Annotated in this window: 20 protein-coding genes; 10 read left to right on the forward strand and 10 right to left on the reverse strand. The window is 33.2% G+C overall.

Translation table 11 applies throughout. The features are described from left to right. The 6 genes from M4I21_RS02745 to M4I21_RS02770 form a co-directional block, all read right to left on the reverse strand. Nucleotides 1–609, reverse strand: coding sequence for a PilN family protein (locus tag M4I21_RS02745; protein WP_249557496.1), 609 nt, complete (start codon nucleotides 607–609; stop codon nucleotides 1–3). 158 nt (nucleotides 610–767) lie between these two features. After that, nucleotides 768–1,595 carry a CvfB family protein gene (locus tag M4I21_RS02750; RefSeq protein WP_249557497.1) on the reverse strand — a complete coding sequence of 276 codons (828 nt, stop codon included), beginning with the start codon at nucleotides 1,593–1,595 and terminating at the stop codon, nucleotides 768–770. An 87-nt stretch (nucleotides 1,596–1,682) separates the two neighbouring features. Next, on the reverse strand, nucleotides 1,683–2,027 hold the full coding sequence (locus M4I21_RS02755; RefSeq protein WP_249557498.1) for a DUF2853 family protein: 345 nt from the start codon (nucleotides 2,025–2,027) through the stop codon (nucleotides 1,683–1,685). Nucleotides 2,028–2,068: 41 nt separating this feature from the next. After that, on the reverse strand, nucleotides 2,069–3,826 hold the full coding sequence (gene menD, locus M4I21_RS02760) for a 2-succinyl-5-enolpyruvyl-6-hydroxy-3-cyclohexene-1-carboxylic-acid synthase (RefSeq protein ID WP_249557499.1): 1,758 nt from the start codon (nucleotides 3,824–3,826) through the stop codon (nucleotides 2,069–2,071). A 66-nt stretch (nucleotides 3,827–3,892) separates the two neighbouring features. Then, nucleotides 3,893–4,999 carry a chorismate-binding protein gene (locus M4I21_RS02765; protein ID WP_249557500.1) on the reverse strand — a complete coding sequence of 369 codons (1,107 nt, stop codon included), beginning with the start codon at nucleotides 4,997–4,999 and terminating at the stop codon, nucleotides 3,893–3,895. A gap of 3 nt (nucleotides 5,000–5,002) precedes the next feature. Next, nucleotides 5,003–5,428 carry a PaaI family thioesterase gene (locus M4I21_RS02770; RefSeq protein ID WP_249557501.1) on the reverse strand — a complete coding sequence of 142 codons (426 nt, stop codon included), beginning with the start codon at nucleotides 5,426–5,428 and terminating at the stop codon, nucleotides 5,003–5,005. Nucleotides 5,429–5,517: 89 nt separating this feature from the next. On the opposite strand from M4I21_RS02770, the gene M4I21_RS02775 reads away from it, so the two are divergent. Then, a complete protein-coding gene (locus M4I21_RS02775; RefSeq protein WP_249557502.1) occupies nucleotides 5,518–6,165 on the forward strand; it encodes an alpha/beta hydrolase in 648 nt (215 codons plus the stop codon). 122 nt (nucleotides 6,166–6,287) lie between these two features. Beyond that, complete coding sequence (locus M4I21_RS02780) at nucleotides 6,288–6,728, forward strand: GNAT family N-acetyltransferase (protein ID WP_349628826.1); 441 nt, start codon at nucleotides 6,288–6,290, stop codon at nucleotides 6,726–6,728. 13 nt (nucleotides 6,729–6,741) lie between these two features. On the opposite strand, the gene M4I21_RS02785 is transcribed toward M4I21_RS02780, so the two are convergent. Together M4I21_RS02785 and dnaK are read right to left on the reverse strand one after the other, a co-directional pair. Further along, a complete protein-coding gene (locus tag M4I21_RS02785) occupies nucleotides 6,742–7,695 on the reverse strand; it encodes a hypothetical protein (RefSeq protein ID WP_249557503.1) in 954 nt (317 codons plus the stop codon). A 122-nt stretch (nucleotides 7,696–7,817) separates the two neighbouring features. Beyond that, nucleotides 7,818–9,716, reverse strand: coding sequence for a molecular chaperone DnaK (gene dnaK / locus M4I21_RS02790; protein ID WP_249557504.1), 1,899 nt, complete (start codon nucleotides 9,714–9,716; stop codon nucleotides 7,818–7,820). Between the two features lie 232 nt (nucleotides 9,717–9,948). On the opposite strand from dnaK, the gene M4I21_RS02795 reads away from it, so the two are divergent. From M4I21_RS02795 to M4I21_RS02815, 5 genes are all read left to right on the forward strand, one after another. Beyond that, nucleotides 9,949–11,373, forward strand: a complete 1,425-nt coding sequence (locus M4I21_RS02795; RefSeq protein ID WP_249557505.1) for an L-serine ammonia-lyase — start codon at nucleotides 9,949–9,951, stop codon at nucleotides 11,371–11,373. 25 nt (nucleotides 11,374–11,398) lie between these two features. Beyond that, nucleotides 11,399–13,234 carry a Xaa-Pro dipeptidyl-peptidase gene (locus M4I21_RS02800; RefSeq protein ID WP_249557506.1) on the forward strand — a complete coding sequence of 612 codons (1,836 nt, stop codon included), beginning with the start codon at nucleotides 11,399–11,401 and terminating at the stop codon, nucleotides 13,232–13,234. 5 nt (nucleotides 13,235–13,239) lie between these two features. Continuing rightward, the gene (locus M4I21_RS02805; protein WP_249557507.1) at nucleotides 13,240–13,731 is read left to right on the forward strand and encodes a hypothetical protein; all 492 of its coding nucleotides are present in this window, start codon (nucleotides 13,240–13,242) and stop codon (nucleotides 13,729–13,731) included. A gap of 146 nt (nucleotides 13,732–13,877) precedes the next feature. Continuing rightward, entirely contained in the window at nucleotides 13,878–14,696 is an 819-nt protein-coding gene (panB, locus tag M4I21_RS02810) for a 3-methyl-2-oxobutanoate hydroxymethyltransferase (protein WP_249557508.1), read from the forward strand. Between the two features lie 59 nt (nucleotides 14,697–14,755). Next, entirely contained in the window at nucleotides 14,756–15,448 is a 693-nt protein-coding gene (locus tag M4I21_RS02815; RefSeq protein ID WP_249557509.1) for an RluA family pseudouridine synthase, read from the forward strand. Nucleotide 15,449: 1 nt separating this feature from the next. On the opposite strand, the gene M4I21_RS02820 is transcribed toward M4I21_RS02815, so the two are convergent. Continuing rightward, a complete protein-coding gene (locus M4I21_RS02820; RefSeq protein WP_249557510.1) occupies nucleotides 15,450–16,994 on the reverse strand; it encodes a hypothetical protein in 1,545 nt (514 codons plus the stop codon). Nucleotides 16,995–17,140: 146 nt separating this feature from the next. Between M4I21_RS02820 and M4I21_RS02825 the strand changes: the two genes are divergently transcribed. Then, nucleotides 17,141–18,313: a 2-isopropylmalate synthase gene (locus M4I21_RS02825; RefSeq protein ID WP_249557511.1), complete on the forward strand. Its 1,173-nt coding sequence runs from the start codon at nucleotides 17,141–17,143 to the stop codon at nucleotides 18,311–18,313. Nucleotide 18,314: 1 nt separating this feature from the next. After that, nucleotides 18,315–19,433, forward strand: coding sequence for a 3-isopropylmalate dehydrogenase (gene leuB, locus M4I21_RS02830; protein ID WP_249557512.1), 1,119 nt, complete (start codon nucleotides 18,315–18,317; stop codon nucleotides 19,431–19,433). Here the strand turns inward: leuB and M4I21_RS02835 are convergent. Further along, the gene (locus M4I21_RS02835; protein WP_249557513.1) at nucleotides 19,426–20,661 is read right to left on the reverse strand and encodes a TlpA disulfide reductase family protein; all 1,236 of its coding nucleotides are present in this window, start codon (nucleotides 20,659–20,661) and stop codon (nucleotides 19,426–19,428) included. The two genes, leuB and M4I21_RS02835, sit on opposite strands and share 8 nt — an antisense overlap. A gap of 126 nt (nucleotides 20,662–20,787) precedes the next feature. On the opposite strand from M4I21_RS02835, the gene pheT reads away from it, so the two are divergent. Beyond that, entirely contained in the window at nucleotides 20,788–23,214 is a 2,427-nt protein-coding gene (gene pheT, locus M4I21_RS02840) for a phenylalanine--tRNA ligase subunit beta (protein WP_249557514.1), read from the forward strand. The last annotated feature ends 2 nt before the right edge of the window (nucleotides 23,215–23,216 follow it).

The following is a 23,216-nucleotide window of genomic DNA, read 5'->3' on the forward strand; positions in this document are numbered from 1 at the left end:
TTAATTAGGATTCTCTATTTTTAATCGTTTGCCATCTTTATAAGAGGCAACAAAAGCATCTTCAAACCCCATTTTCACAAGCTGCAACCTAAATGTTCTAGCTTCATCAATAGTTTCAAAATTACCAATGGAATAGGTATAAAAAGGGTTGTTCTTTACAAACAGTGTGTTTGCCAATGTATTAGACACTAACGTTACATTGTTATCTACAAATGTTTTTATTTGAACAGAATATATTATTTCTTTATCTAAAATATTTTTAGCGAGATAAAAATCGTTGACAAAGTTAAGCTCTTCATTTTGCTCTTTAAGATTATTGATCCTAGACTTAATAACATCTAAACTATCTATAGATACCAATATATTATTGTTCTCCTGCGTATTAAAAGCTCTTGCCCTTGTAGATAAACCTGCGGAAAACGATGTAAAAACTAAGGTGCCAAGAAAAAAAACAGCAGCTATTACACCTAAAACATTACGTTGTCTTTTTTTTCTTTTAAGTTCTTTATTTTTAAACTTAATTTGATCTAGCAAACGCTCGTTCATTAACTGAGCCTTGTCTATGTCTTTATGCAATTCTAGTAAATCTACTTCTTCTATAAATGGCATATGTTTTTAATTTAATGGTTAGTTAAATAGTAATTATAAAGACATTACCGTCTATGCAATTTAACAATTTTTTAGACGAATAAAGAATGTTGCACTATTAAATGTAAGTTACAAAATTAATCTTGTGCGTTTAAATTTACAAACGAACAGTTCCTTTTTTAAAGCAAATAAAGACCGTCTTCTCTTATTTCTATCTTACGTTCTCTGTATAAAGTGCCTACACCTTTTTTAAATGCCTTTTTACTTAACTGTAATTGCATTTTAATATCTTCTGGATCAGATTTATCGTGTAGACCTAAATAACCTCCATCGTCCTTAATTTTTTGTAAAATTTTGGCAGCAACAGGTTCTAAACTTAAATGACCTAAAGGTTGTAAAGAAACATCTATTTTATTATCTGTTCTTATGTTTTTCACATACCCTATTTGCTTATCGCCTATAGCTATATCTTTAAAAACTTCATTAGAATATACTAAACCTTTGTGCAAGCTGTTAATTATAACTTCCCAACCAAGATCTGTTTTACGCGTAAACAAGATATTAACCTCATCGTTATCTTCTACAGTTAATTCTTCATTAGATAAAAACTTATCTAGTTTGTTAGAAGCAACTAACCTATCTGTTTTTTCATCTAAATAGCAATATACAATGTACCATTGTCCGTCTACCATTTTAGTACGCTGCTCTCTAAAAGGAACCAACAAGTGTTTCTCTAATCCCCATTCCATAAAAGCACCAAAGTTATTTACCTCAGCTACTCTTAGTAAATGAAAATCGTTACGGGTAATATATGGTTTTAATGTAGTAGAAACCGGTCTCTCATCATAATCCAAGTAACAGAAAACCGTAAGCATATCTCCTATCTCAAAATTCTCTGGCACGTATTTGTTAGGCAACAAAACGTCATTACCTTCTTCATCTCCTAAAAACAAACCAACACTGGTGTCTCTTAAAATTTCTAGTGTGTTATATTTTCCTAATTCCATTTTACAATTGTATGCTACAAAAATACAGTAAAAAAAAGAGGCTACCTTACTTAAGGTAGCCTCTTTTAAATTATTTTATTAAAAGTTCTATTTGTTATAAACAGATTCTTTTTTAAAATGCTGTGCTAATTTATAATATACAACAGCCCTATGCTTATTTCTATTAGAAGAACCATACTTGTCCATAACAGCTTTTACACCTTCCATTAATTTAGGATCATCACTCATCCCTAATTTTTTCATTAAAAAGTTTTTCTTAACTGTTTCTAATTCTTTTTCGTCAGAACCAGACACTAACGAAGAGTCTTTATTGTAAATAGACGGACCTAAACCAATAGTAACTTTAGTTAATAAATCCATATCGGCAGTTTCTCCAAATTTATCCTTTATGTCTGCTGCATATTTTGTAATTAAATCATCTCTTTGACTCATAATTTTAATGTTCTTTTTTATAGTTAATGTTAATAATGCTTCTAAGATATAAAATCAAAATAACTAAGCAAAATTTTATTGTTTATTATTCTAGGTGTTTTCACCTCTAATAATTTAGGCCCGTCAGATTCTTCATAAAAATTCTCTAACTGTTTTTCCAACATTTCATCATCTTCAGCGAGCTTATAATCAATACTATACATTTTACACAAATTAGAAATATCTAAGTTATGGGTCGTTTCAAAATATGTTTTGTAGTTCTCTGTCTCTTCTTGCCCTGGTAATATTCTAAAAATACCACCTCCGCTATTATTTATTACAATAACTCTAAAATTAGGTTTTATATAGTTATTCCAAAGTGCATTACTGTCGTACAAAAAACTTAAATCACCTGTTATTAAAACAGTAGGTTTTTTTGCATAGATTGATGAACCTACGGCTGTAGATGTGCTACCATCTATACCACTGGTTCCTCTATTACAATATACTTTTAACGCACTTTTTAGAGGAAAAAGCTGTGCATACCTTACCGTAGAACTATTAGACAAATGCACTTGGTAGCCGTCTGGTATGTTTGGTAGTATTTTTGAAAAGGCCAACATATCTGAAAACGGAATCGTTTCTAAATATGCTTCTCTTTTTTGTTCGTAGCTGAGTTTAACCTTAGACCAATACTCATAATAACTACTTTCTTTATAATTTGTCTTATCTAAAAAAGCATTAAAAAACGTATTTGTATCTACTTTAAAATGATGCGATAAACTAAAAAACGTATCGTAAGCCTTTTTACCATCAATATGCCAATGATGTTTTGGCTTGTACGTACGTAAAAATTGTTTTATTTTTTTAGAAACTACTAAACCACCAAAGGTTAACAACACATCTGGTTGCAATGCCTTAAACAACTCTTCTTTATTTTCTAATTTTTCAATAGGAGCCAAAATACTGTCTATGCTATTAAAAAAAGAAGGATGATGTATATTAGATGTTGTCTCGGTAAAAACAATTACAGATTCATCTTCAGCCAATTCATCTAAAAACTGTTGTTCTACCACACTGGGTTTATTAACACCCACTAAAATCATTTTTTTGCTAGCACTATTCCATATAGCTGCAAAATCATCTAAACGAGAGCACGTTTCTATTACAGGGTCTTCTTCCTCCTTTATACTAGGAAAAACAGACACTTGCCCTTGCGTATTATATAAAGGCTCCTCAAAAGGAACATTTATATGCACAGGTGAGCGCTCTTCTAAGGCATAATCTATCGCTTTTTGCAGCTCTGCTCCATTGTAATTATTTATGCTATTTTGCTGCGTCTCTGGAGATTCTTTAGTAGACAATAATGCCTTGCCATATTTTTGAACGGTTGCTGTAGCGTGTAAAACATCTTGCTTTAAATTAGCTTGATATCCTATATGGTTTTTAAACACATTAGCTTGTCTAATGGTTTGTCCGTCTCCTATGTCTATTCTATAGCTTGGTCTATCTGCAGAAATAACCAACAAAGGAATATCACTGTAAAAAGCTTCCGCAATTGCCGGATAGTAATTAAGCAACGCACTCCCAGATGTACAAACAACAGCAACACCCTTACCCGTGTTCTGAGCCAAGCCTAATGCAAAAAAAGCAGCACAACGCTCGTCTACAATACTGTAACACTTAAAATAAGGATCTTCTGTAAAACCAATAGTCAATGGCGCATTTCTAGAACCTGGTGATATTACGATATCTTTAACTCCTTTTGCCTTACAATGTAATATAACAGATTGGGCGCTAGGTATACTGGAGTATCTCAATTTATAAGAATATTTATTAGTAATTTAATTGTGCAAAAGTACAATAGTAAACTATTGTTTACCCATTTATTTTAGAATAATACGCAACATAGTGCCACTTTTAGCTACGGTCTCTTCCCATTCTTTTTCGGGATTAGAGGCTTTTGTTATTCCGCCTCCTACATAGACCTTTACTCCTGTATTAGTTACCTCTGCACAACGTAGGTTCACATAGATATTAGAAACTTTTTTAATTGCAGTATATGCTCTATTTTCTATATTACGTCTTGTCTTTGCTCTATGCAGTTCTTTGCTAAAATTAAGTTCCCCTAAAAAGCCTGTATAATAGCTTCTATTGTAATTTTCGTTTGCCAAAATAAACTCTTTTGCTGTTTGTTTTGGTAAACCACAAGTTGCCGGTGTAGGGTGCAATGCTACTAAAATATCTTTTAAGTTGTTTTGCATTACTCCTGTAATCTTAGTTCTAAGGTGCCATAATTTACCTGCTTTTACAGACGCTACATCTGTTACTTTTAGATTGGTTACCTTATCCTCTAATTCTTTTTTTATAAACTGAGTTACTACGTCTTGCTCATTATATTCTTTTTCTCCCCATATTGGTTCTTGCCCTTCTTTATAAACCTGAGTACCTGCCAAAGATGAAGTTTCTAAACGTTGGTTTTCTGTTTTTAACAAAACTTCTGGTGTTGCACCAAACCACATCCCCACTTTAGGATGGTACCACAAATAACAAAATGCCGTAGCATATGTATCTAATAATTGTTTAAATAAATCTAAAGGAGCTTTTTTTGTTGATACTTCTATGGTACGCGACAACACCACTTTTTGCAACTGATCTTCTACTATTGCTTCAATTCCTTTTTTTACTAGGTTGATATGACTCTCTCTTGCAGCTACAACCGACGCTACAAAAGAATCAACTCCAGAACTAGTATTTAGCTCTTCTGATGTATAAGTTGCCGTTAAAACAGTTGTATTTGGTATTAAGATTGATGCATCCTCGCTATTAAAGGGTGCAAACACAAAGCCCGACTCCTGGTAGTCTTTTACGTAGTGCAAAACAGTATCTGCTTGTAGCACTGCATTAACTATAATTTCATTCGGTTTTCTGTAAACTACAAAAGGTTTAGCCTGGTCTAAATGTGTTTGTAGTTGCTCAAAAAAATGTTTCATCTATTACTTTTTTCTTGGCAGAGAAATAGTTGTTAATTTACATAAAGAAACCAACTCACCTGCATCATTGGTAATTCTAATCTCCCAAAGTTGCGTAGTTCTCCCCTTGTGTACTATACTTGCTTTTGCATAAACAGCACCTTCTTTAACACTTTTTACGTGATTTGCCGTAATTTCTAATCCACGTACAAAAAAATCTTGTCCGTTTAAAAAAATATAAGAAGCAGCACTACCAACACTTTCTGCCAATGCAGCTGTAGCACCGCCGTGTAAAATTCCGTCTGGCTGATACACCTTTGGTCCTACTGGCATTTTACCTACTAAAAAATTCTCTCCCACCTCAACATACTCTATATCTAACGTTTCCATTAAAGTATTCTTAGAGTTCTCATTACAAATACGTAGTATTTTCTCTTGAATTTCGTTCATACCCTATTTTTTTGTAAAAATAATCAATCCTAATACAACAAAAGCTATAACTTTAAATTTTGATTTTAGACCTCAACAAAGCACATTTTATGCAGCTAATAGAAAAAGAAGTAAGCTACACAACAACCAACTCTTATGCTACACTTAATGCCATAACAAAAGACACTAAAAATATCTGGCTTGTGTGTCACGGTATAGGATACTTAAGTAAATACTTTTTGCGCTATTTTAACGAACTCCCAGAAACCGAAAACTATATTATTGCCCCACAGGCACCGTCTAAATATTACTTAAACAATAAATTTACGCATATTGGCGCTAGCTGGCTCACTAGAGAAAATACGATTACAGAAACCGAAAATTTAATATCTTATTTAAATACGGTATACCAGGCAGAACATATACCTGACCATTGTAATTTTATTGTATTAGGGTATTCCCAAGGTGTATCGGTAGTTACAAGGTGGTTAGCTAAAGAAAAAATAAAGTGTACCAACTTTGTATTGTATGCGGGTACAGTACCAAAAGAACTACACAAAGAAGATTTTACTTTCTTAAAAGATAACAATACCAAAACAACATTTATAGTCGGCAACAAGGATGCTTATTTTGATGATGACCGCAAAGAACTAGAAAAAATAAGGGTTAAGAATATTATAGATCCAAATACAAATTTTATAATCTTTAATGGCACACACGAAGTAAAAAAAGAAGTCCTAAATAATCTAATAAAATGATAAACACTACGCGAGTATTAGAGGATAATATTGTTAAGTTAATTCCATTAGAACATAGTCACGCAGACTTATTATGGCCAGTTGCTCAACAAGTAGATTTATAGAAATATGGCTCTAATGATATATCTACCCGGGTTAATTTAAAGGAGTATATCTCTGACGCTCTAAAAGCAGATAATGTAATTGCTTTTGCCATATACGACAAAAAAGCAACTAGCTATGTAGGTTCTACACGGTTTGGAAATATAGATACAAAAAACAAAGTGCTACACATAGGGTGGACTTGGATCTCTCCTGCTACACAAGGCACGGGTCTTAATCATAAAATGAAGTTTCTAATGCTTTCCTATGCGTTTGAATACTTGGATTTTGAAAAAGTAGAATTTCGTATTGATGAAAGAAATATAAAATCTAGAAAAGCTGTTGAAAAACTTGGTGCTAGTTTAGAGGGTATCCTAAGAAAAAATGTAACTACAAAAGGTGATTTTAGACGTAGCTCTTGTTGTTACGGTATTTTAAAAGAAGAATGGCCTACTCTAAAACAAATACATTTTAATAAGTAACAGTTAGCAGATATTAATTTTTTATGGTTTCTTCAGACACGGGGGCTATTTCTTCTGGGTAGTATTGTATTTTTCTGGTGATGTATGTATTATCTGGTGAAATTACCTGCTTAATCCAATTACCATTCTCACCATCAAACTGGTGTAAATAAGTAATGTCGTATGTTTTCTTTGCTGTTTTAACCGTAATCTTATCTACTACTTGGTTGTCTTTTTTATAGGTGTACATTTCCTTTTTACGAAACACAAACTTAGTCTCAGCTGCATCTGTAGTAAAGTAATCTATAGACACTATGCTGCCATTCTCTTTTGTAACTACTTCTTCTGCTTTTAATGGTTTCCCCATTATAAACTCTTTGGTAAGTACTATCTTTAATTTTTCTGCCTTAGAGTTTGTTTTATAAGACTCTCTTATAGATTTTAAGAGCTTTCCGTTTAAGTAATATGCTTGTTCTGTTTCTGCGCCATATTCTGTATACTCAATAGTCGTTTCATCTACCTCCTCATCATTTATACGCTTAATTGCTTTTAATCTATTTTCAGCATCAAACTCGTACTCGTATTGGTCTAAAAACTTTTTACTGTATGTTAATATTTTTTCGATTACTTTTTTATTAGCTGTAGTATCTATTTTATAGATATGAGCTATGGATGTATTTTTATCAAAAACACCATCTCTATAATTCTCTAAACGTTTTTCTAATATTTCATTATTAGCGTATTTGTAATATGTAATACTATAGTCTTCATCTGTGTAGCGCGTAATAGACTTTGTAAGCCTTCCTTCTTTATTAAAATAAAACTCTTCCTTACCATAGTTCGTAATCACGGTACTCTTTTTTACGTTTCCGATTAAACTAAAATCTGCTTTGGTAAAAATACGTAGCTCTTGGGCGCCTATAGTTACAGGCAACAAAAAGATTAATACGAAGTAAAAGTTGTATAGGTTATGTTTAGTTATAGTCATACACCAAAATTAGTTCATTTATTAGTTATAAAAAATTAAATAAGAAGCAAAAGGTGGTTGTATTGTACTAAAAAACCCACTAAAAATTAATTTAGTGGGTTTAAATTGTATTGTGTAAAATATTATTTTACTTCTTCAAAGTCAACATCTTCTACATCATCACCTTCTTTAGCTTCTGCACCAGCATCTGGTCCTGGAGCTGCACCACCTTGAGCTTCCGCTTGGGCTTTGTACATTTCTTCAGAAGCACCTTTCCATACTTCATTAATCTTATCTAAAGCTGGAGTAATAACTGCTAAGTCTCTAGTTTCGTAAGCTTTCTTTAATTCTTCTAAAGCTTCTTCTACTGGTTTCTTGTTATCATCAGAAATCTTATCTCCAAATTCTTTTAATTGCTTTTCAGTTTGGAAGATCATTCCATCTGCTTCATTTAACTTATCTGCAGTTTCTTTAGCAATTTTATCAGATTCAGCATTAGCTTCTGCTTCAGCTTTCATTTTCTTGATTTCTTCTTCAGTTAAACCAGAAGAAGCTTCAATTCTAATGTCTTGCGTCTTGTTCGTAGCTTTATCTGTTGCTGATACTTTAATAATACCGTTAGCATCAATATCAAAAGTTACTTCAATTTGCGGAGTTCCTCTTTGTGCTGGTGGAATACCATCTAAATGAAAACGACCTATTGTCTTGTTATCATTAGCCATTGGTCTTTCTCCTTGTAAAACGTGTATTTCTACAGATGGCTGATTGTCTGCTGCCGTAGAGAATACTTGCGACTTTTTAGTTGGAATTGTAGTGTTAGCTTCAATCAACTTAGTCATTACGCTACCCATAGTTTCAATACCTAAAGATAAAGGAGTAACATCTAATAATAATACATCTTTAACATCACCTGTTAAAACACCACCTTGTATAGCTGCACCTACTGCAACAACCTCATCTGGGTTAACCCCTTTTGAAGGCTTTTTACCAAAGAATTTTTCAACAGCTTCAACAACAGCAGGGATTCTTGTAGAACCACCAACTAAGATAATCTCATCAATATCACTCTTAGATAAACCTGCAGCTTTTAATGCAGACTCACATGGAGCTATAGTTCTTTTTACTAAATCATCAATTAACTGATTAAATTTAGCTAAAGTTAATGTACGTACTAAATGCTTAGGGCCAGAAGCCGTAGCTGTTACGTATGGTAAGTTAATTTCTGTAGATGCAGAAGAAGATAATTCAATCTTAGCTTTCTCAGCAGCTTCACGTAAACGTTGTAATGCCATAGCATCTTTACGTAAATCTATACTTTCTTCATTTTTGAATTCATCAGCTAACCAATCAATAATTTTTTGATCAACATCATCACCACCTAAGTGAGTATCTCCGTCTGTAGATAATACTTCAAAAACACCATCACCTAATTCTAAGATAGATACATCATGCGTACCACCACCAAAATCAAATACTACTATTTTCTGGTCAGTATCTTTTTTGTCCATACCGTATGCTAAAGAAGCAGCAGTTGGCTCGTTAATAATACGCTCTACTGTTAAACCAGCAATTTCACCAGCTTCTTTTGTAGCTTGTCTTTGCGCATCGTTAAAGTAAGCAGGAACTGTAATTACAGCTCTAGTTACATCTTGACCTAAATAATCTTCTGCAGTTTTCTTCATTTTCTGAAGAATCATAGCAGATAATTCTTGAGGAGAGTATAAACGTCCGTCTATATCTACTCTAGGTGTATCGTTATCCCCTTTAACCACTTTATAAGGTACTCTTTCTGCTTCGTTCTTAGACTCAGAATATACGTTACCCATAAAACGTTTTATAGAATATATGGTTTTAGTAGGATTTGTAACCGCTTGCCTTTTAGCAGGGTCACCAACCTTAATTTCACCACCTTCTACAAATGCAATTACAGATGGCGTAGTTCTCTTACCTTCTGCGTTTGGAATTACAACCGCTTCATTTCCTTCCATTACAGAAACACAAGAATTGGTTGTTCCTAAATCTATACCAATAATTTTACTCATATTATATTACTTAAATAATTAGCGTTTATATTTTAATTTGATAATAGAAAGACAAACAATATGCCAAGTAAACAAAATATGACAAGGTGGCAGTAAAGACTTTGTGCAATTACTGTATTAGCGTTTTCATGACTGATGATTTACAAGCACGCAAACAAACTAATACAGTAAAAGGGTATGTTATATCATTCCAAAATGTATATTTGTCCGTAGTAATAAAACGTTTTCGTAAATGGAATGCATCAGTGTTTTTGATATGCTTAAAATTGGCGTGGGGCCATCTAGCTCTCACACGCTTGGACCTTGGAGAGCTGCAGAGCGTTTTCTGCAAGAACTACAAGAGGTTCACCCTATAAATAGTGTAAAAACTATACACACAGAATTGTATGGTTCTTTATCCCTAACAGGTAAAGGCCATGCAACAGACTTAGCCGTTATGTTAGGTCTTTCTGGTGAAGACCCCGTAACTATGCAAGTGCAAAATATAGGGACTATAATAGACACTATTAAGCAAAGTAATAAATTATTACTTATTGGCAAACATGCTATTACATACAATGCCACAGAGCACATTGTATTTTTAAAGACATCTTTGCCATTTCATGCAAATGGCATTAAATTTTCTGCCATAATGGAAGATAATAGTGTTTATGAAGATACCTTCTACTCTATTGGCGGTGGTTTTGTTGTAAAAGAAGAGCGTATTCACGCTAAAGAAAACATACAAGTTTTTAAAACTTTTCCGCACCCTGTAAATTCTGGTGTTGCTTTACTAGAACATTGTAAAGCTGGTAATAAAACAATTTCAGAAATTGTTTTAGAAAACGAATTGTCTTTAAGAACAAACGAAGAAGTAGACACACAATTAAAAGCCATTTGGTCTACTATGCTAGAGTGTATGCATATTGGTTGCCATACAGAAGGTATTTTACCTGGCGGATTAAATGTGCGTAGACGTGCTTTTGACATACATGAAAAGCTAAAAGGCGAAATACCTTATAACTCTCCTGAAGAATGGTTAGAGACCATACGTGGTACCGAAGTAAAATTTAGACAAATACTAAAATGGGTTAGCTGCTTTGCACTAAGTGTAAACGAGGTTAACGCATCTTTAGGTCGTGTTGTAACCGCACCAACAAATGGTAGCGCTGGGGTTATACCTGCGGTACTAATGTATTATATGGTCATAGAAAATCACGAAGCAGATTTTAGTCACATTAAAAAGTTTTTACTAGTTGCTGGTGAAATTGGTAGTTTATTTAAAAAAGGAGCTACTATTTCTGCCGCAATGGGTGGTTGCCAAGCAGAAATTGGCGTGTCATCTGCTATGGCTGCTGGTGCATTAACAGAACTTTTAGGTGGTACTCCAGAACAAGTTTTAATGGCTGCAGAAATAGCTATGGAACATCACTTAGGATTAACTTGCGATCCTATTGGTGGCTTGGTACAAGTGCCATGTATAGAACGTAACTCAATGGGTGCAATAAAAGCTATTAACGCTGCAGAGTTGGCACTAGATTCTGATCCTGCAAATGCAAAAGTACCAATAGATAAAGTGATTAATACAATGTGGGAAACTGCAAAAGATATGAACTCTAAATACAAAGAAACATCTACAGGTGGCTTAGCCGTTGGTGTATTTTTAAGTGATTGTTAAGATTGATATAGTAAACCTTTACCTTATGAAAACTACCATTAAATTTAAAGTAAGTTGCTTATTTTTATTTCTATCCATAATAAGTATTGCACAAACTGAAAAAACGGTTCCTGTTTTTAAAGACGGAGAAGCGCAAATTGTAGAAGGCTTTAGCAATTCTGATAAATGGATACGTCACGACTTATTTGTAGAAACAACTTTTGATACTGATGGCGATGGTAAACTAGATCGCATGCATGTTAGCGTTACAAGACCAGCACAAACTGAAACTGAAGATTTAAAATTGCCTGTTATTTTATGTTCTAGCCCGTATTACGCAGGTACAGCTACAGGAGAGGAAGAAGGTTTATTTTGGAATGTACATCACGAACTTGGTGAAAAAGCTCCAGAACGCTCTCACCCAGAAGTAAAACGAAGAGGCGAACGCCCAATAATATCTAACTCGCACATACAAAAATGGGTTCCTAGAGGATACATTGTTGCGCACACATCTGCTCCAGGAACAGGATTTTCTCAAGGTGCGCCTACTGTTGGCGGGCCTAATGAAGCTTTAGCCCCAAAGGCTGTTATTGACTGGTTATGTGGTCGTGCAAAAGGATTTACCTCTCCGGATAACACAGAAGAAGTTACTGCTTTTTGGTCTACTGGTAAAGTCGGAATGACAGGCACATCATACAACGGAACAATACCTTTAGCTGCTGCCACTACTGGCGTAGATGGTTTAGAGGCTATTATACCAATTGCACCAAACACATCATCATACCACTACTACCGTTCTAATGGTTTAGTTAGGAGTCCTGGCGGTTATTTGGGTGAAGACATAGATGTTTTATACGATTTTATACACAGTGGAGACCCTAGTAAACGTGCTTACAATAACAAAACCATTAGAGATACAGAGTTACTAAATGGTATGGATAGAGAAACCGGAGATTTTAATGACTTTTGGGCCGGAAGAGATTACCTAAATAAAATGAAGCCTATGAAAGCGGCTCTATTAATGTCTCACGGTTTTAACGATTGGAATGTTGTGCCAGAGCATAGCTATCGTATTTACAAAGCTGCAAAAGAAAAAGGCCTACCTACACAAATATACTACCACCAAAATGGGCACGGTGGCCCACCTCCAATAAAATTAATGAACCGTTGGTTTACAAGATATTTACATGGTGTAGAAAATGGCGTCGAGAATGATAAAAAAGCTTGGATAGTTCGTGAACACGATACACAAGACAACCCTACTCCATATGATGCTTATCCAAACCCTAATGCTTCTGATGTTATTTTTTATTTAAAAAACGGAGCACCAGAACAAGGACAGTTAGTTTTATCAGCTACAAAAAAACAAGCTGTAGAAACTTTAGTAGACGACCATAACATAGCTATGGAGAATTTAGCACAAGCTGCTTCATCAAAAAATAGATTAGTATTTACCACGCCTACTCTAACAAAGGATGTTCACATCTCTGGATTAGCATCTATTACCATAAAACTTGCAAGTAGCAAACCTGCTGCAAATTTATCTGTGGCATTAGTCTCTTTGCCTTGGAACACTAGCGAAGGTGCAGTTATCACAGACAACATTATTACACGTGGTTGGGCAGATCCTCAAAATCACAAATCAATCTCTGAAAGCAAGCCATTAAAACCTGGTAAGTTTTATTCTATGACATTTAATTTGCAACCAGATGACCAAATAATACCTGCAGGACAGCAAATAGCCTTAGTTATTTTCTCTAGCGATAATCAGTTTACTATTTTACCAAAACCAGGAACAGAATTAACTATAGATACTAACGAAACTAAAATTTCTTTACCAATTGTTGGCGGTATAGAGAGCTATACAAAAGCTGTTAAGTAAAATATATGGAAGATAGAAATTCGCTCACCTTTAAAGGATACTTAAAAGTAATGTCCGTAATGCATTTGGTTTTTTGTGTTGGCATATTACTTTTTACTATTTTTCTTTATTTGCAACAAGAAAGCTGGGTATTTACTTTTCCTATAAGTAGTCCAAGTATTGTAATTGTTCCACTTATAGCTATTACAGGTATATACCTAAGTAATTACGTTTTTAAAAAGAAAATTGAACCTATTCTTGATAAAAAATCTTTAAAACAAAAACTAGGTGTTTATCAATCTGCTTTAATTTACAAATTTGCTTTTGTAGAAGGTGCCGCTTTTGTTTGCTTAGTGTTTGCACTATCTAACAGTAATTTATTTTATTTAAGCTTTACAGGTTTAATTATAATTTACTTTATAACGCTAAGACCTACTAAAGATAAAATAGAACAACAGCTACAACTAAAAGGAGCACAAAAAGAACAATTTAAAAGAGAAGATGATGTAATTAGTTAATACTACTTACAATCTTCTTAAATCCTTTTCATCTCTAGAATTTTTCTTAATTTATAAAAAATATATCATGTTCTTAAATATAATAAAGAGGTGTACTCTTAATCTTTTTTCATAATTTTAGCACATCAAAACTAAATAAACATACAATGTCAGTTGCCAAAAAAGAATACAAAAGAGTTACCGTGAAGTCGCTCGTAGATATGAAGAAAAATGGAGAACGTATCTCTATGCTAACTGCCTATGATTATTCTATGGCAAAGATTATAGACGATGCCAATGTAGATGTTATCTTGGTTGGTGATTCTGCTAGTAATGTTATGGCAGGCCACGAAACTACATTGCCTATTACTTTAGATCAAATGATTTACCACGCGTCTTCTGTTATTAGAGCAATAACCAGATGTCTTGTTGTTGTAGATATTCCTTTTGGTAGCTACCAAAGTGACCCTAAAGAAGCTTTGCGTTCTGCTATACGTATTATGAAAGAAAGTGGTGCACACGCTATTAAGGTAGAAGGTGGCATAGAAATTAAAGATTCTGTAAAACGTATTCTTAATGCTGGTATTCCGGTAATGGGACATTTAGGTTTAACGCCACAATCTATTTATAAATTTGGGACATATACAGTTAGAGCTAAAGAGGAAGAAGAAGCTAAAAAGCTTAAAGAAGATGCATTATTGCTTCAAAAGCTAGGTTGTTTTGCTATTGTTTTAGAAAAAATACCCGCTACACTTGCTAAAGAAGTTGCAGATAGTTTAACTATTCCTGTAATTGGTATTGGTGCTGGTGGTGATGTAGACGGACAAGTACTTGTGATACATGATCTTTTAGGTATGACAAAAGAGTTTAACCCTCGTTTTTTAAGGAGATATATGAATTTATATGAAGAAATGGGTACTGCTATTTCTAACTATGTAGACGATGTAAAAACGAAAGACTTCCCTAACGAAGAAGAACAATACTAAGCAATTAGAATAAAGTCGTTAGTACAAAGTTAACAATAGCTCTTTAGAACAAATTTTAAATGAAAACCGTTTCTACTCCTCAAAATCTTCAGGTATTGTATGAAGACAACCACCTTATTGCTATAAATAAGCGTGTTGGCGATATTGTACAAGGAGACAAAACTGGAGATGCTCCATTAAGTGATATTGTAAAGGATTATATTAAAGAAAAATACAATAAACCAGGCAATGTATACCTTGGTGTGGCGCATAGGCTAGACAGGCCTACAACCGGAATTGTTGTTTTTGCAAAAACATCTAAAGCATTACCGCGTTTAAACAAATTGTTTGCCGAAAAAGATGCTAAAAAAACATATTGGGCTGTTGTAAAACAACAGCCCAAAAAAACGAACGATACCCTTGTACATTACCTAAAGCGTAACACAAAGCAAAACAAATCTTACGCAAACATTAAGGAAGTACCAGATAGCAAAAAAGCCATTTTAGACTATACTGTTCTTAAAAAATTAGACAATTACTATTTACTAGAAATAAACCTACAAACAGGTAGACATCATCAAATTAGATCTCAGCTTACAAGTATTGGCTGCCCTATAAAAGGCGATTTAAAATACGGTTTTAATCGCAGTAATGCTGATGGCGGCATACATTTACACGCTCGTAAATTGTCTTTTATTCACCCTGTAAAAAAAGAGCTATTAGAAATTATAGCCCCTTTACCAGATGATCCTATTTGGGATGCTTGTTCTTAAATTACCGTGTTAGTTTTTTTGCTTTTTCACGTACAATTTTACCTACCGGTTTATTATATAAGTGACTCTCTAACCAAGAGATAATATCTAAATACAAAAAGGCTCTTTTCTCATAAGGATGATTTTCATATTTTTTTAATTCTGTATGTAATTTTTTAAACGCATTAGGCAAATCCGTAGGATAGATGTCTCTTAGGTTTCTTAAAAACTTAATCATCTCTTTCTGCACAGCGTGCATATCATTCATCTTAATTAAAAACTTATATGTACTTTTTAATTGTACTTCTAAATGATAATCCATACCAGCTTCATAATGCGCAACAAGACTTAAAACACGAGAAAAACACATAAGATCTTCTCTCATTTTTAAGTTTTTATTGTTTATAATTTTCTTTAAGTACTGTATACACATCTTATTATCACCAATACCAAAATACAAACAAGCGCACTTATAATACAATAACATTATATGATGCTCATCTATACGATCTTTATGTTTATTAATACCATATTCTACTATACGTACCAAATACAAGCCTTTTTCAAAAGTACCCTCTAAAAAGTGTTGATTAAGCTTATTAGAATTTAAATACAAGAATGCTAGAGAAGAAATATTATCGTTCTTAGGAAAATTCTTGCTCTCTATCATTGCTTCCATTTTTATTAATGTCGCTTTAAATTGAGAACTATATTTTACATAAAACAACGACTCTAACAAATAATGGCTTCCTTTTAAAAAGAAAACCGGGTTTAGATAAATCATTTCTTTATTATCATAAAAAAGATCCACCCATTTATTAGCGTATTTATAACAAGATAAAAAATCCTGAGTTAAAAAACTATACCATAAATATGCTTTATAAAGCCAAAGTTTTTCTCTAAAACCTAAGTCTTCAATATCGTAAATAGGCAAATGATCATTAAAATAAGTTTTTACTTTTTTTAAATCTTCATCACTACGCACATACCCAACTTTAAGCATCATACCATACAACTGTAAAGACAAATTACTTAGTTTACTTGTCATTACATTTTGTGCCGATAGCTCTTTTGCCTGTACCGCCAATTCATTTGCTCTATCTGGAATACTACGAGTTATGTATTGAGTTTCTATTATTTTTTCTAACTCAACTATTTCATATGCTATATTTTTTTCTTCGTTCTCTATAGCAATACCCTTTACTTTATCTAAAAGCTTTAGACTTTGCTTGTACAGCCCTTTATGATACAAAATAGTGGCAAAATCTAATTGCTCTCTAATTTGCACACGTATGTTTTGGTTTACAGGATTTAACCTTAGACTAACTAAAATTTGCTTGTACAAATGTGCTTTTAAGTTAGATAGCTGTGCTTTTTTTACAATAGCACTTTCTAAAATCGCTTTTTCACTGTAACTTTTTGTCTTATCTAAAAGATTAAAAAGCGCTAAAAATTTAGCATCAGTATTTACACCTAAGCGACCTACATACAACTTAAATTGTCGTTTTTCTGACTTAGAAAGAGACTTTACCAATACAAACAGGGCATCTTTATGAGGAGTTGTCATCGTAAAAAAATGAATTTAAATAACTGATTATCAATTGATTAATATTTTAAAAAACCACTTAAACATTGTAAATGATTTTTAGCTGATTCAATATTAAGAATAAAGGACTATATATTCGTATAGCAGCACAAAATTATATAAATAAAATGAGTAAAGATAAAGTTCAAATATTTGACACCACGCTAAGAGACGGAGAACAGGTTCCAGGATGTAAATTAGATGCTACACAAAAGCTAATAATTGCTGAACGTTTAGACCTCTTAGGTGTAGATGTAATAGAAGCTGGCTTTCCGATTTCTAGCCCAGGAGATTTTAACTCTGTAAAAGAAATAGCGAAATTAGTTAAAAATGCAACTGTTTGTGGTTTAACAAGAGCTGTAAGAAAAGATATAGAAGTTGCTGCAGAGGCTATAAAATACGCCAAGAGACCTAGAATACACACAGGTATTGGCACATCTGACTCCCATATTAAATATAAATTTAATTCTAATAAGGATCAAATTATAAAAAGAGCTGTAGCCGCTGTAAAATATGCAAAAACGTTTGTAGAAGATGTAGAGTTTTATGCAGAAGATGCAGGTAGAACAGATAATGAATTTTTAGCAAAAGTATGCTCCGCAGCCATAAAAGCTGGGGCAACGGTACTTAATATTCCTGACACTACAGGGTATTGCTTGCCTGAAGAATATGGAGCTAAAATAAAATACCTATACGAAAACGTAGAAGGCATGCACAAAGCCATTTTATCTTGCCACTGTCATAACGATCTAGGTTTAGCTACTGCTAATTCTATAGCTGGTGTTATGAACGGAGCTAGACAAATAGAATGTACAATTAACGGTATTGGTGAACGTGCAGGAAATACTTCTTTAGAAGAGGTTGTTATGATTTTAAGACAACATCCAAACTTAAATCTAGATACAGATATAAACAGTAAATTATTGTACGACACCAGTTTGATGGTATCTAACAAAATGGGAATGCCTGTGCAACCAAACAAAGCTATTGTTGGTGCCAATGCATTTGCACATAGCTCTGGCATACACCAAGATGGCGTTATAAAAAACAGAGAAACATACGAAATTATAAACCCAGCAGATGTTGGTGTTAACGAATCTTCTATAATACTTACCGCCCGTAGCGGTAGAGCTGCTTTGGCTTACAGATCTAAAAATATTGGTTACGAGTTAACAAAAACACAATTAGATGTGGTCTATACTGAGTTTTTAAATTTTGCTGATAGAAAAAAAGAAATTGTAGACCAAGACATACACGAAATTATAAGTGTTTGTAATATAGAAATTGAAACAACGGTATAATATGAATTTAAAAATAGCTCTTCTTGGCGGTGATGGTATAGGACCAGAGGTTCTTGCACAAGCTGTTAAATGTCTACAGTCTGTAGAAGTTACATTTAACCACCATTTCACCTTTTCCCCTGCCTTAGTTGGCGCTACCGCGATAGACCAAACCGGCAACCCGTTACCAGATGAAACTTTAGAAATTTGCAAAAATTCTGACGCTGTTCTTTTTGGTGCTATCGGTGATCCAAAATACGATAACGACCCTAATGCTAAAGTACGTCCAGAACAGGGTTTACTTAGGCTTAGAAAAGAGTTAGGTCTTTTTAGCAACGTAAGACCTGTACGTGTTTACCCCAGCTTAATAGACAGGTCACCACTAAAGAAAGAAATTATATCTGGAGTAGATTTTACTATTTACAGAGAATTAACTGGAGGTATTTATTTTGGTGAAAAGAAATTAAATGAAAAAGGTACTATAGCATCTGACCTTTGTGAATATTCTGAAAAAGAAATTAGCAGAATTGCACACTTGGCATTTAAAGCTGCTAAAAATAGAAGAAAAAAAGTAACGCTTATAGATAAAGCTAATGTTCTAGAAACTTCTAGACTATGGCGTAAAGTAGTTACAAGAATAGGAGAAAGTTATCCAGAAATAGAGTTAGACTTTTTATTTGTTGATAATGCCGCTATGCAAATGATTTTAAATCCTGCACAGTTTGATGTTATTTTGACTAACAATATGTTTGGCGATATAATTTCTGATGAAGCTAGTGTTATTACGGGTTCTATTGGTTTACTTGCTTCTGCATCTGTTGGTACAGACTTTGCCATGTTTGAACCTATTCACGGATCCTACCCACAAGCAACGGGTCTAGATATAGCAAATCCTATTGCCGCAATTTTATCTGCTGCAATGTTATTAGAACATCGGGGTTTAAATGAAGAAGCACAAGCTATTTATATGGCTGTAGAAAACGCAATAGTAAACAATGTAATTACATCAGATCTTAATCCAGACAGTAGATTTGGAACAGATTATGTTGGTAATTATATAGCAAACAGTATTGTAGATACAGATGAATATCTACACTTAAATGATGAAAATATAGGCTTAGGAAAATCTACTATTATTTAGTAGATTTTTCCTTTAGCAATTTTTTTACTGTAGTAGCAAAGTCGGTTTTAAATTCTGTATATTTTTCTCCGGTTGCCGGACCATTAAAACCCGTATGTATTTTACGCACATTTCCATTCTTATCTAGTAACAACGTAGTTGGGTAAGATAAAATATGATTTAGCATTGGTAACTTCTGTTGTGCTTCTTCCTTACTAGAATTTCCGTATTGTGCCAATAAAACAGGGTATGTAACACCTACTCTATCTGTTAATCTTCTAATTTTATTAAAAGCACTCTCTTTTGTTTTTGCATACTCAAAAGCCAACGATAGTATTTCCAATTCTTCATTCTTATGGTCTTTTAAAAACTGAGTTAAAAATTTAGTTTCATCTAAACAATTAGGACACCAAGTTCCCATTATTTGTACTATTACTACTTTATTTTTATACTTTTCATCAGCTAAAGAAACCATCCTATTATCTACATCAGGAAAAGAAAAATCCAATTTCTTATAACCTTCATTTAAATACGTAAGCGTAGTATCTGCAGGCAATTCATATAATTTATTTCTCTTTGCTACAAATGGTTCTTTAAAGTGATTTCCAGAATAAAAAGTTCCTTTTAAAACGGAATCCGTTACCTTGGCTGTAAACAAGAATGCATGCGCGCCATCAAAAGTAGAAAGCTTTAAAGAATCTCCATCTACCACTCCTTCTAAATATCTATAATCTCCGGTAGTTGTTCTAAATGTCCCAGTGACCTTAGCATCAACTTGTTTAAAAATACCTTTTGCACTATAACTGTCTTCTGTTTTTGGGCTAAAAACAGTCTCCCAAACACCAGTTACATCTTTTTTAGCATCCGTATTTGTTTTAAATCTCTTTTCATCACCATATACTGCTGTAAAAGGCACTACTCTATCTAAACTTTCTTTTATAAAATTTCCAGATATTTCTTTTGCCGTAAATTTACCTTTTAAATACCCTTCAAAAACAGGCATTTTTATAGTAATAGAATCTCCAGTAATTGTAATTTCATCAACCTTTATTACTTCCTCAGCATTAAAAACCACTATTTCTATATTATTTTGGGGGCCGTAGTTCACTGAAAAAGTAAAAGGCAATACTTGGTTGTCTTGGATATTTAATTCTAACAACCAATTACCTTCTTCCAATTTCTCTATTTTTGGCTCTGAACAAGAAAAAACAAATAACAAAACAATAAAAAGGCAGCCTATATTCTTCATAATAAAGTGGTTTCTGTAAAAATCGTAATATAAATTGAAAGCTTACAATAAAAAAAGAGAATTGATTAAAATATGTGTTGAATCTCTATTCTCATTGTCCTATCTTTGAGCCTTTAAATTTTTAGAATGAAAATATCTTACAACTGGTTAAAACAGTTTTTACATATTGATTGGGAAGCTGAGAAAACAGCAGAATTATTAACAGATTTAGGCTTAGAAGTAGAGGGTATTTCTGAGTTTGAAACAGTTAAAGGTGGACTAAAAGGTATTGTAGTTGGACACGTATTAACGTGCGTAAAACACCCTAACGCCGACAAACTAAAATTAACAACTGTAGATATAGGCGCAGATGCCCCTTTACAAATTGTTTGTGGCGCACCAAATGTAGAAAAAGGACAAAAAGTACCTGTTGCAACTATTGGCACTACACTATACACTGAAGAAGGTGAAGCTTGGAAAATTAAGAAGGGTAAAATTCGTGGTGAAGAAAGTCACGGAATGATTTGCGCCGAGGATGAACTAGGTTTAGGTAAAGGCCATGATGGTATTATGGTTTTAGATGAAGACTTAAAACCAGGAACGCTATGCGCAGAAATCTTTGAAGTAGAAACAGATATTATTTTTGAGATTGGGTTAACTCCTAATCGCGCAGATGCAATGAGCCACTTTGGTGTTGCAAGAGATTTAAGAGCTGGTTTAATACAGCAAGAAATTACAAAAGAACTTATTACACCTCCTGTTACTAATTTTAATATAGAAAACAGGTCATTAAAAATAGCAGTAGACGTACTTAATAATGAGCTAGCACCAAGGTATTGTGGTGTTACGATTAGTAATTTAGAGGTTAAAGATTCTCCAGATTGGCTTAAAAACAGATTACGCTCTATAGGCTTAACACCTAAAAACAATGTTGTAGATGCCACTAATTATGTTTTACATGAATTAGGACAGCCATTACATGCTTTTGATGCTAATAAAATTAAAGGTCATAAGATTGAGGTGAAAACGGTTCCTGCCGGAACAAAATTTACAACTCTAGACGATGTAGAAAGAGAACTACACGAAGAGGATTTAATGATCTGTGACGAAGAAAAACCATTATGTATTGCCGGTATTTTTGGAGGCAAAGATTCTGGTGTAACAGAAAACACAACTGCTATCTTTTTAGAAAGCGCATATTTTAACCCTGTTTCTGTGCGTAAAACTGCAAAAAGACACGGTTTAAATACAGATGCTTCTTTTAGGTTTGAAAGAGGTATAGACATACAAAATGTAGAGTACGCGTTGCGCAGAGCTGCGTCCTTAATTAAGGAAATTGCTGGTGGTGATATTACATCTGACATTGTAGATCTTTATTCTAAGAAGGTTGAAGATCACGAAGTGTTTTTAACTTACGAGAAAATAAATAAATTAATAGGACAAGAAATTTCTAGAGAGACTATAAAATCAATCTTAACATCTTTAGATATTAAGGTAAAAAATGTATCTGAATCTGGAATGGGTCTTGCCATTCCTTTTTATCGTGTAGACGTACAGAGACAAGTAGATGTTATTGAAGAAATTTTAAGAGTATACGGGTATAACAATATTAACTTTACTACAAAGTTAAATGCCTCTATAGCAACTACATCTAGGTTTGAAGATCACAAACTACAAAATGTAATTGGAAACCAGTTAGCTAGTCAAGGTTTTTACGAAATAATGGCTAACAGTTTAACTACAATAGAATACAACAAGCATTCGGAAGCTATAAAGGATGAAAATTCTGTAGCAATGCTAAATCCCCTTAGTTCAGATTTATCTGTTTTAAGACAATCTATGTTATTTAGTGGCCTTGAAGCTATTTCTCATAACATTAATAGAAAAAGATTAAACCTTAAGTTTTTCGAATTTGGAAAAACGTACCACAACTTCTCTGACAAGCGAATAGAAAATAAACACTTATCTTTATTTTTAACTGGAAAGCAAGAAGAAGACAATTGGTACGGCGCTCAGAACAAATCAGATTTCTTTTTCCTTAAGTCTTCTATAGAAACAGTTCTTAGTAAATTAGGAATAAATAAAACCAGCTCTACCCCTGTAGAGAACGATGTTTACCAAGAAGGTTTATCATTAAAAGGCAACAAACTAAGCCTAGTAGAATTTGGCGTTATTAAGCCTACAATTACAAATGCTTTTGATATTAAACAAGAAGTATTGTTTGCAGATTTTAACTGGGATAACATTATTAAACTAGCAGCCCAAAATGCTGTTGTATTTAAAGAAATAAGCAAATACCCTGTTGTTAAAAGAGACTTTGCTCTATTACTAGATACTAAAGTAAGCTTTAAAGATCTTTATGATATTGCTTTTGAAACTGAAAAGAAATTCCTAAAAGAGGTAAATTTATTTGATGTATACACTGGCGATAAACTACCCGAAGGGAAAAAATCTTACGCTGTAAGCTTTACGTTAGCAGACGATAAAGACACACTAAAAGATAAGCAAATAGATAAGATTATGTCTAAGCTTAGAAATAACTACGAAAATAAATTAGGGGCAGAATTACGCTAATA

Origin of the sequence: Cellulophaga sp. 20_2_10 (assembly GCF_023476645.1) — a bacterium.
Taxonomy (GTDB): Bacteria; Bacteroidota; Bacteroidia; order Flavobacteriales; family Flavobacteriaceae; genus Cellulophaga.

What these genes read in the sequence shown, in the direction of transcription:
- M4I21_RS02835 (WP_249557513.1), bottom strand. Translation starts at nt 20,661, where the DNA reads ATGAAGAATATAGGCTGCCTTTTTATTGTTTTGTTATTTGTTTTTTCT.
- dnaK (WP_249557504.1), bottom strand. Translation starts at nt 9,716, where the DNA reads ATGAGTAAAATTATTGGTATAGATTTAGGAACAACCAATTCTTGTGTT.
- M4I21_RS02765 (WP_249557500.1), bottom strand. Translation starts at nt 4,999, where the DNA reads ATGAAACATTTTTTTGAGCAACTACAAACACATTTAGACCAGGCTAAA.
- leuB (WP_249557512.1), top strand. Translation starts at nt 18,315, where the DNA reads ATGAATTTAAAAATAGCTCTTCTTGGCGGTGATGGTATAGGACCAGAG.
- M4I21_RS02750 (WP_249557497.1), bottom strand. Translation starts at nt 1,595, where the DNA reads ATGGAATTAGGAAAATATAACACACTAGAAATTTTAAGAGACACCAGT.
- M4I21_RS02820 (WP_249557510.1), bottom strand. Translation starts at nt 16,994, where the DNA reads ATGACAACTCCTCATAAAGATGCCCTGTTTGTATTGGTAAAGTCTCTT.
- M4I21_RS02745 (WP_249557496.1), bottom strand. Translation starts at nt 609, where the DNA reads ATGCCATTTATAGAAGAAGTAGATTTACTAGAATTGCATAAAGACATA.
- panB (WP_249557508.1), top strand. Translation starts at nt 13,878, where the DNA reads ATGTCAGTTGCCAAAAAAGAATACAAAAGAGTTACCGTGAAGTCGCTC.
- M4I21_RS02785 (WP_249557503.1), bottom strand. Translation starts at nt 7,695, where the DNA reads ATGACTATAACTAAACATAACCTATACAACTTTTACTTCGTATTAATC.
- pheT (WP_249557514.1), top strand. Translation starts at nt 20,788, where the DNA reads ATGAAAATATCTTACAACTGGTTAAAACAGTTTTTACATATTGATTGG.
- M4I21_RS02825 (WP_249557511.1), top strand. Translation starts at nt 17,141, where the DNA reads ATGAGTAAAGATAAAGTTCAAATATTTGACACCACGCTAAGAGACGGA.
- M4I21_RS02795 (WP_249557505.1), top strand. Translation starts at nt 9,949, where the DNA reads ATGGAATGCATCAGTGTTTTTGATATGCTTAAAATTGGCGTGGGGCCA.
- M4I21_RS02800 (WP_249557506.1), top strand. Translation starts at nt 11,399, where the DNA reads ATGAAAACTACCATTAAATTTAAAGTAAGTTGCTTATTTTTATTTCTA.
- M4I21_RS02775 (WP_249557502.1), top strand. Translation starts at nt 5,518, where the DNA reads ATGCAGCTAATAGAAAAAGAAGTAAGCTACACAACAACCAACTCTTAT.
- M4I21_RS02770 (WP_249557501.1), bottom strand. Translation starts at nt 5,428, where the DNA reads ATGAACGAAATTCAAGAGAAAATACTACGTATTTGTAATGAGAACTCT.
- M4I21_RS02755 (WP_249557498.1), bottom strand. Translation starts at nt 2,027, where the DNA reads ATGAGTCAAAGAGATGATTTAATTACAAAATATGCAGCAGACATAAAG.
- M4I21_RS02815 (WP_249557509.1), top strand. Translation starts at nt 14,756, where the DNA reads ATGAAAACCGTTTCTACTCCTCAAAATCTTCAGGTATTGTATGAAGAC.
- M4I21_RS02805 (WP_249557507.1), top strand. Translation starts at nt 13,240, where the DNA reads ATGGAAGATAGAAATTCGCTCACCTTTAAAGGATACTTAAAAGTAATG.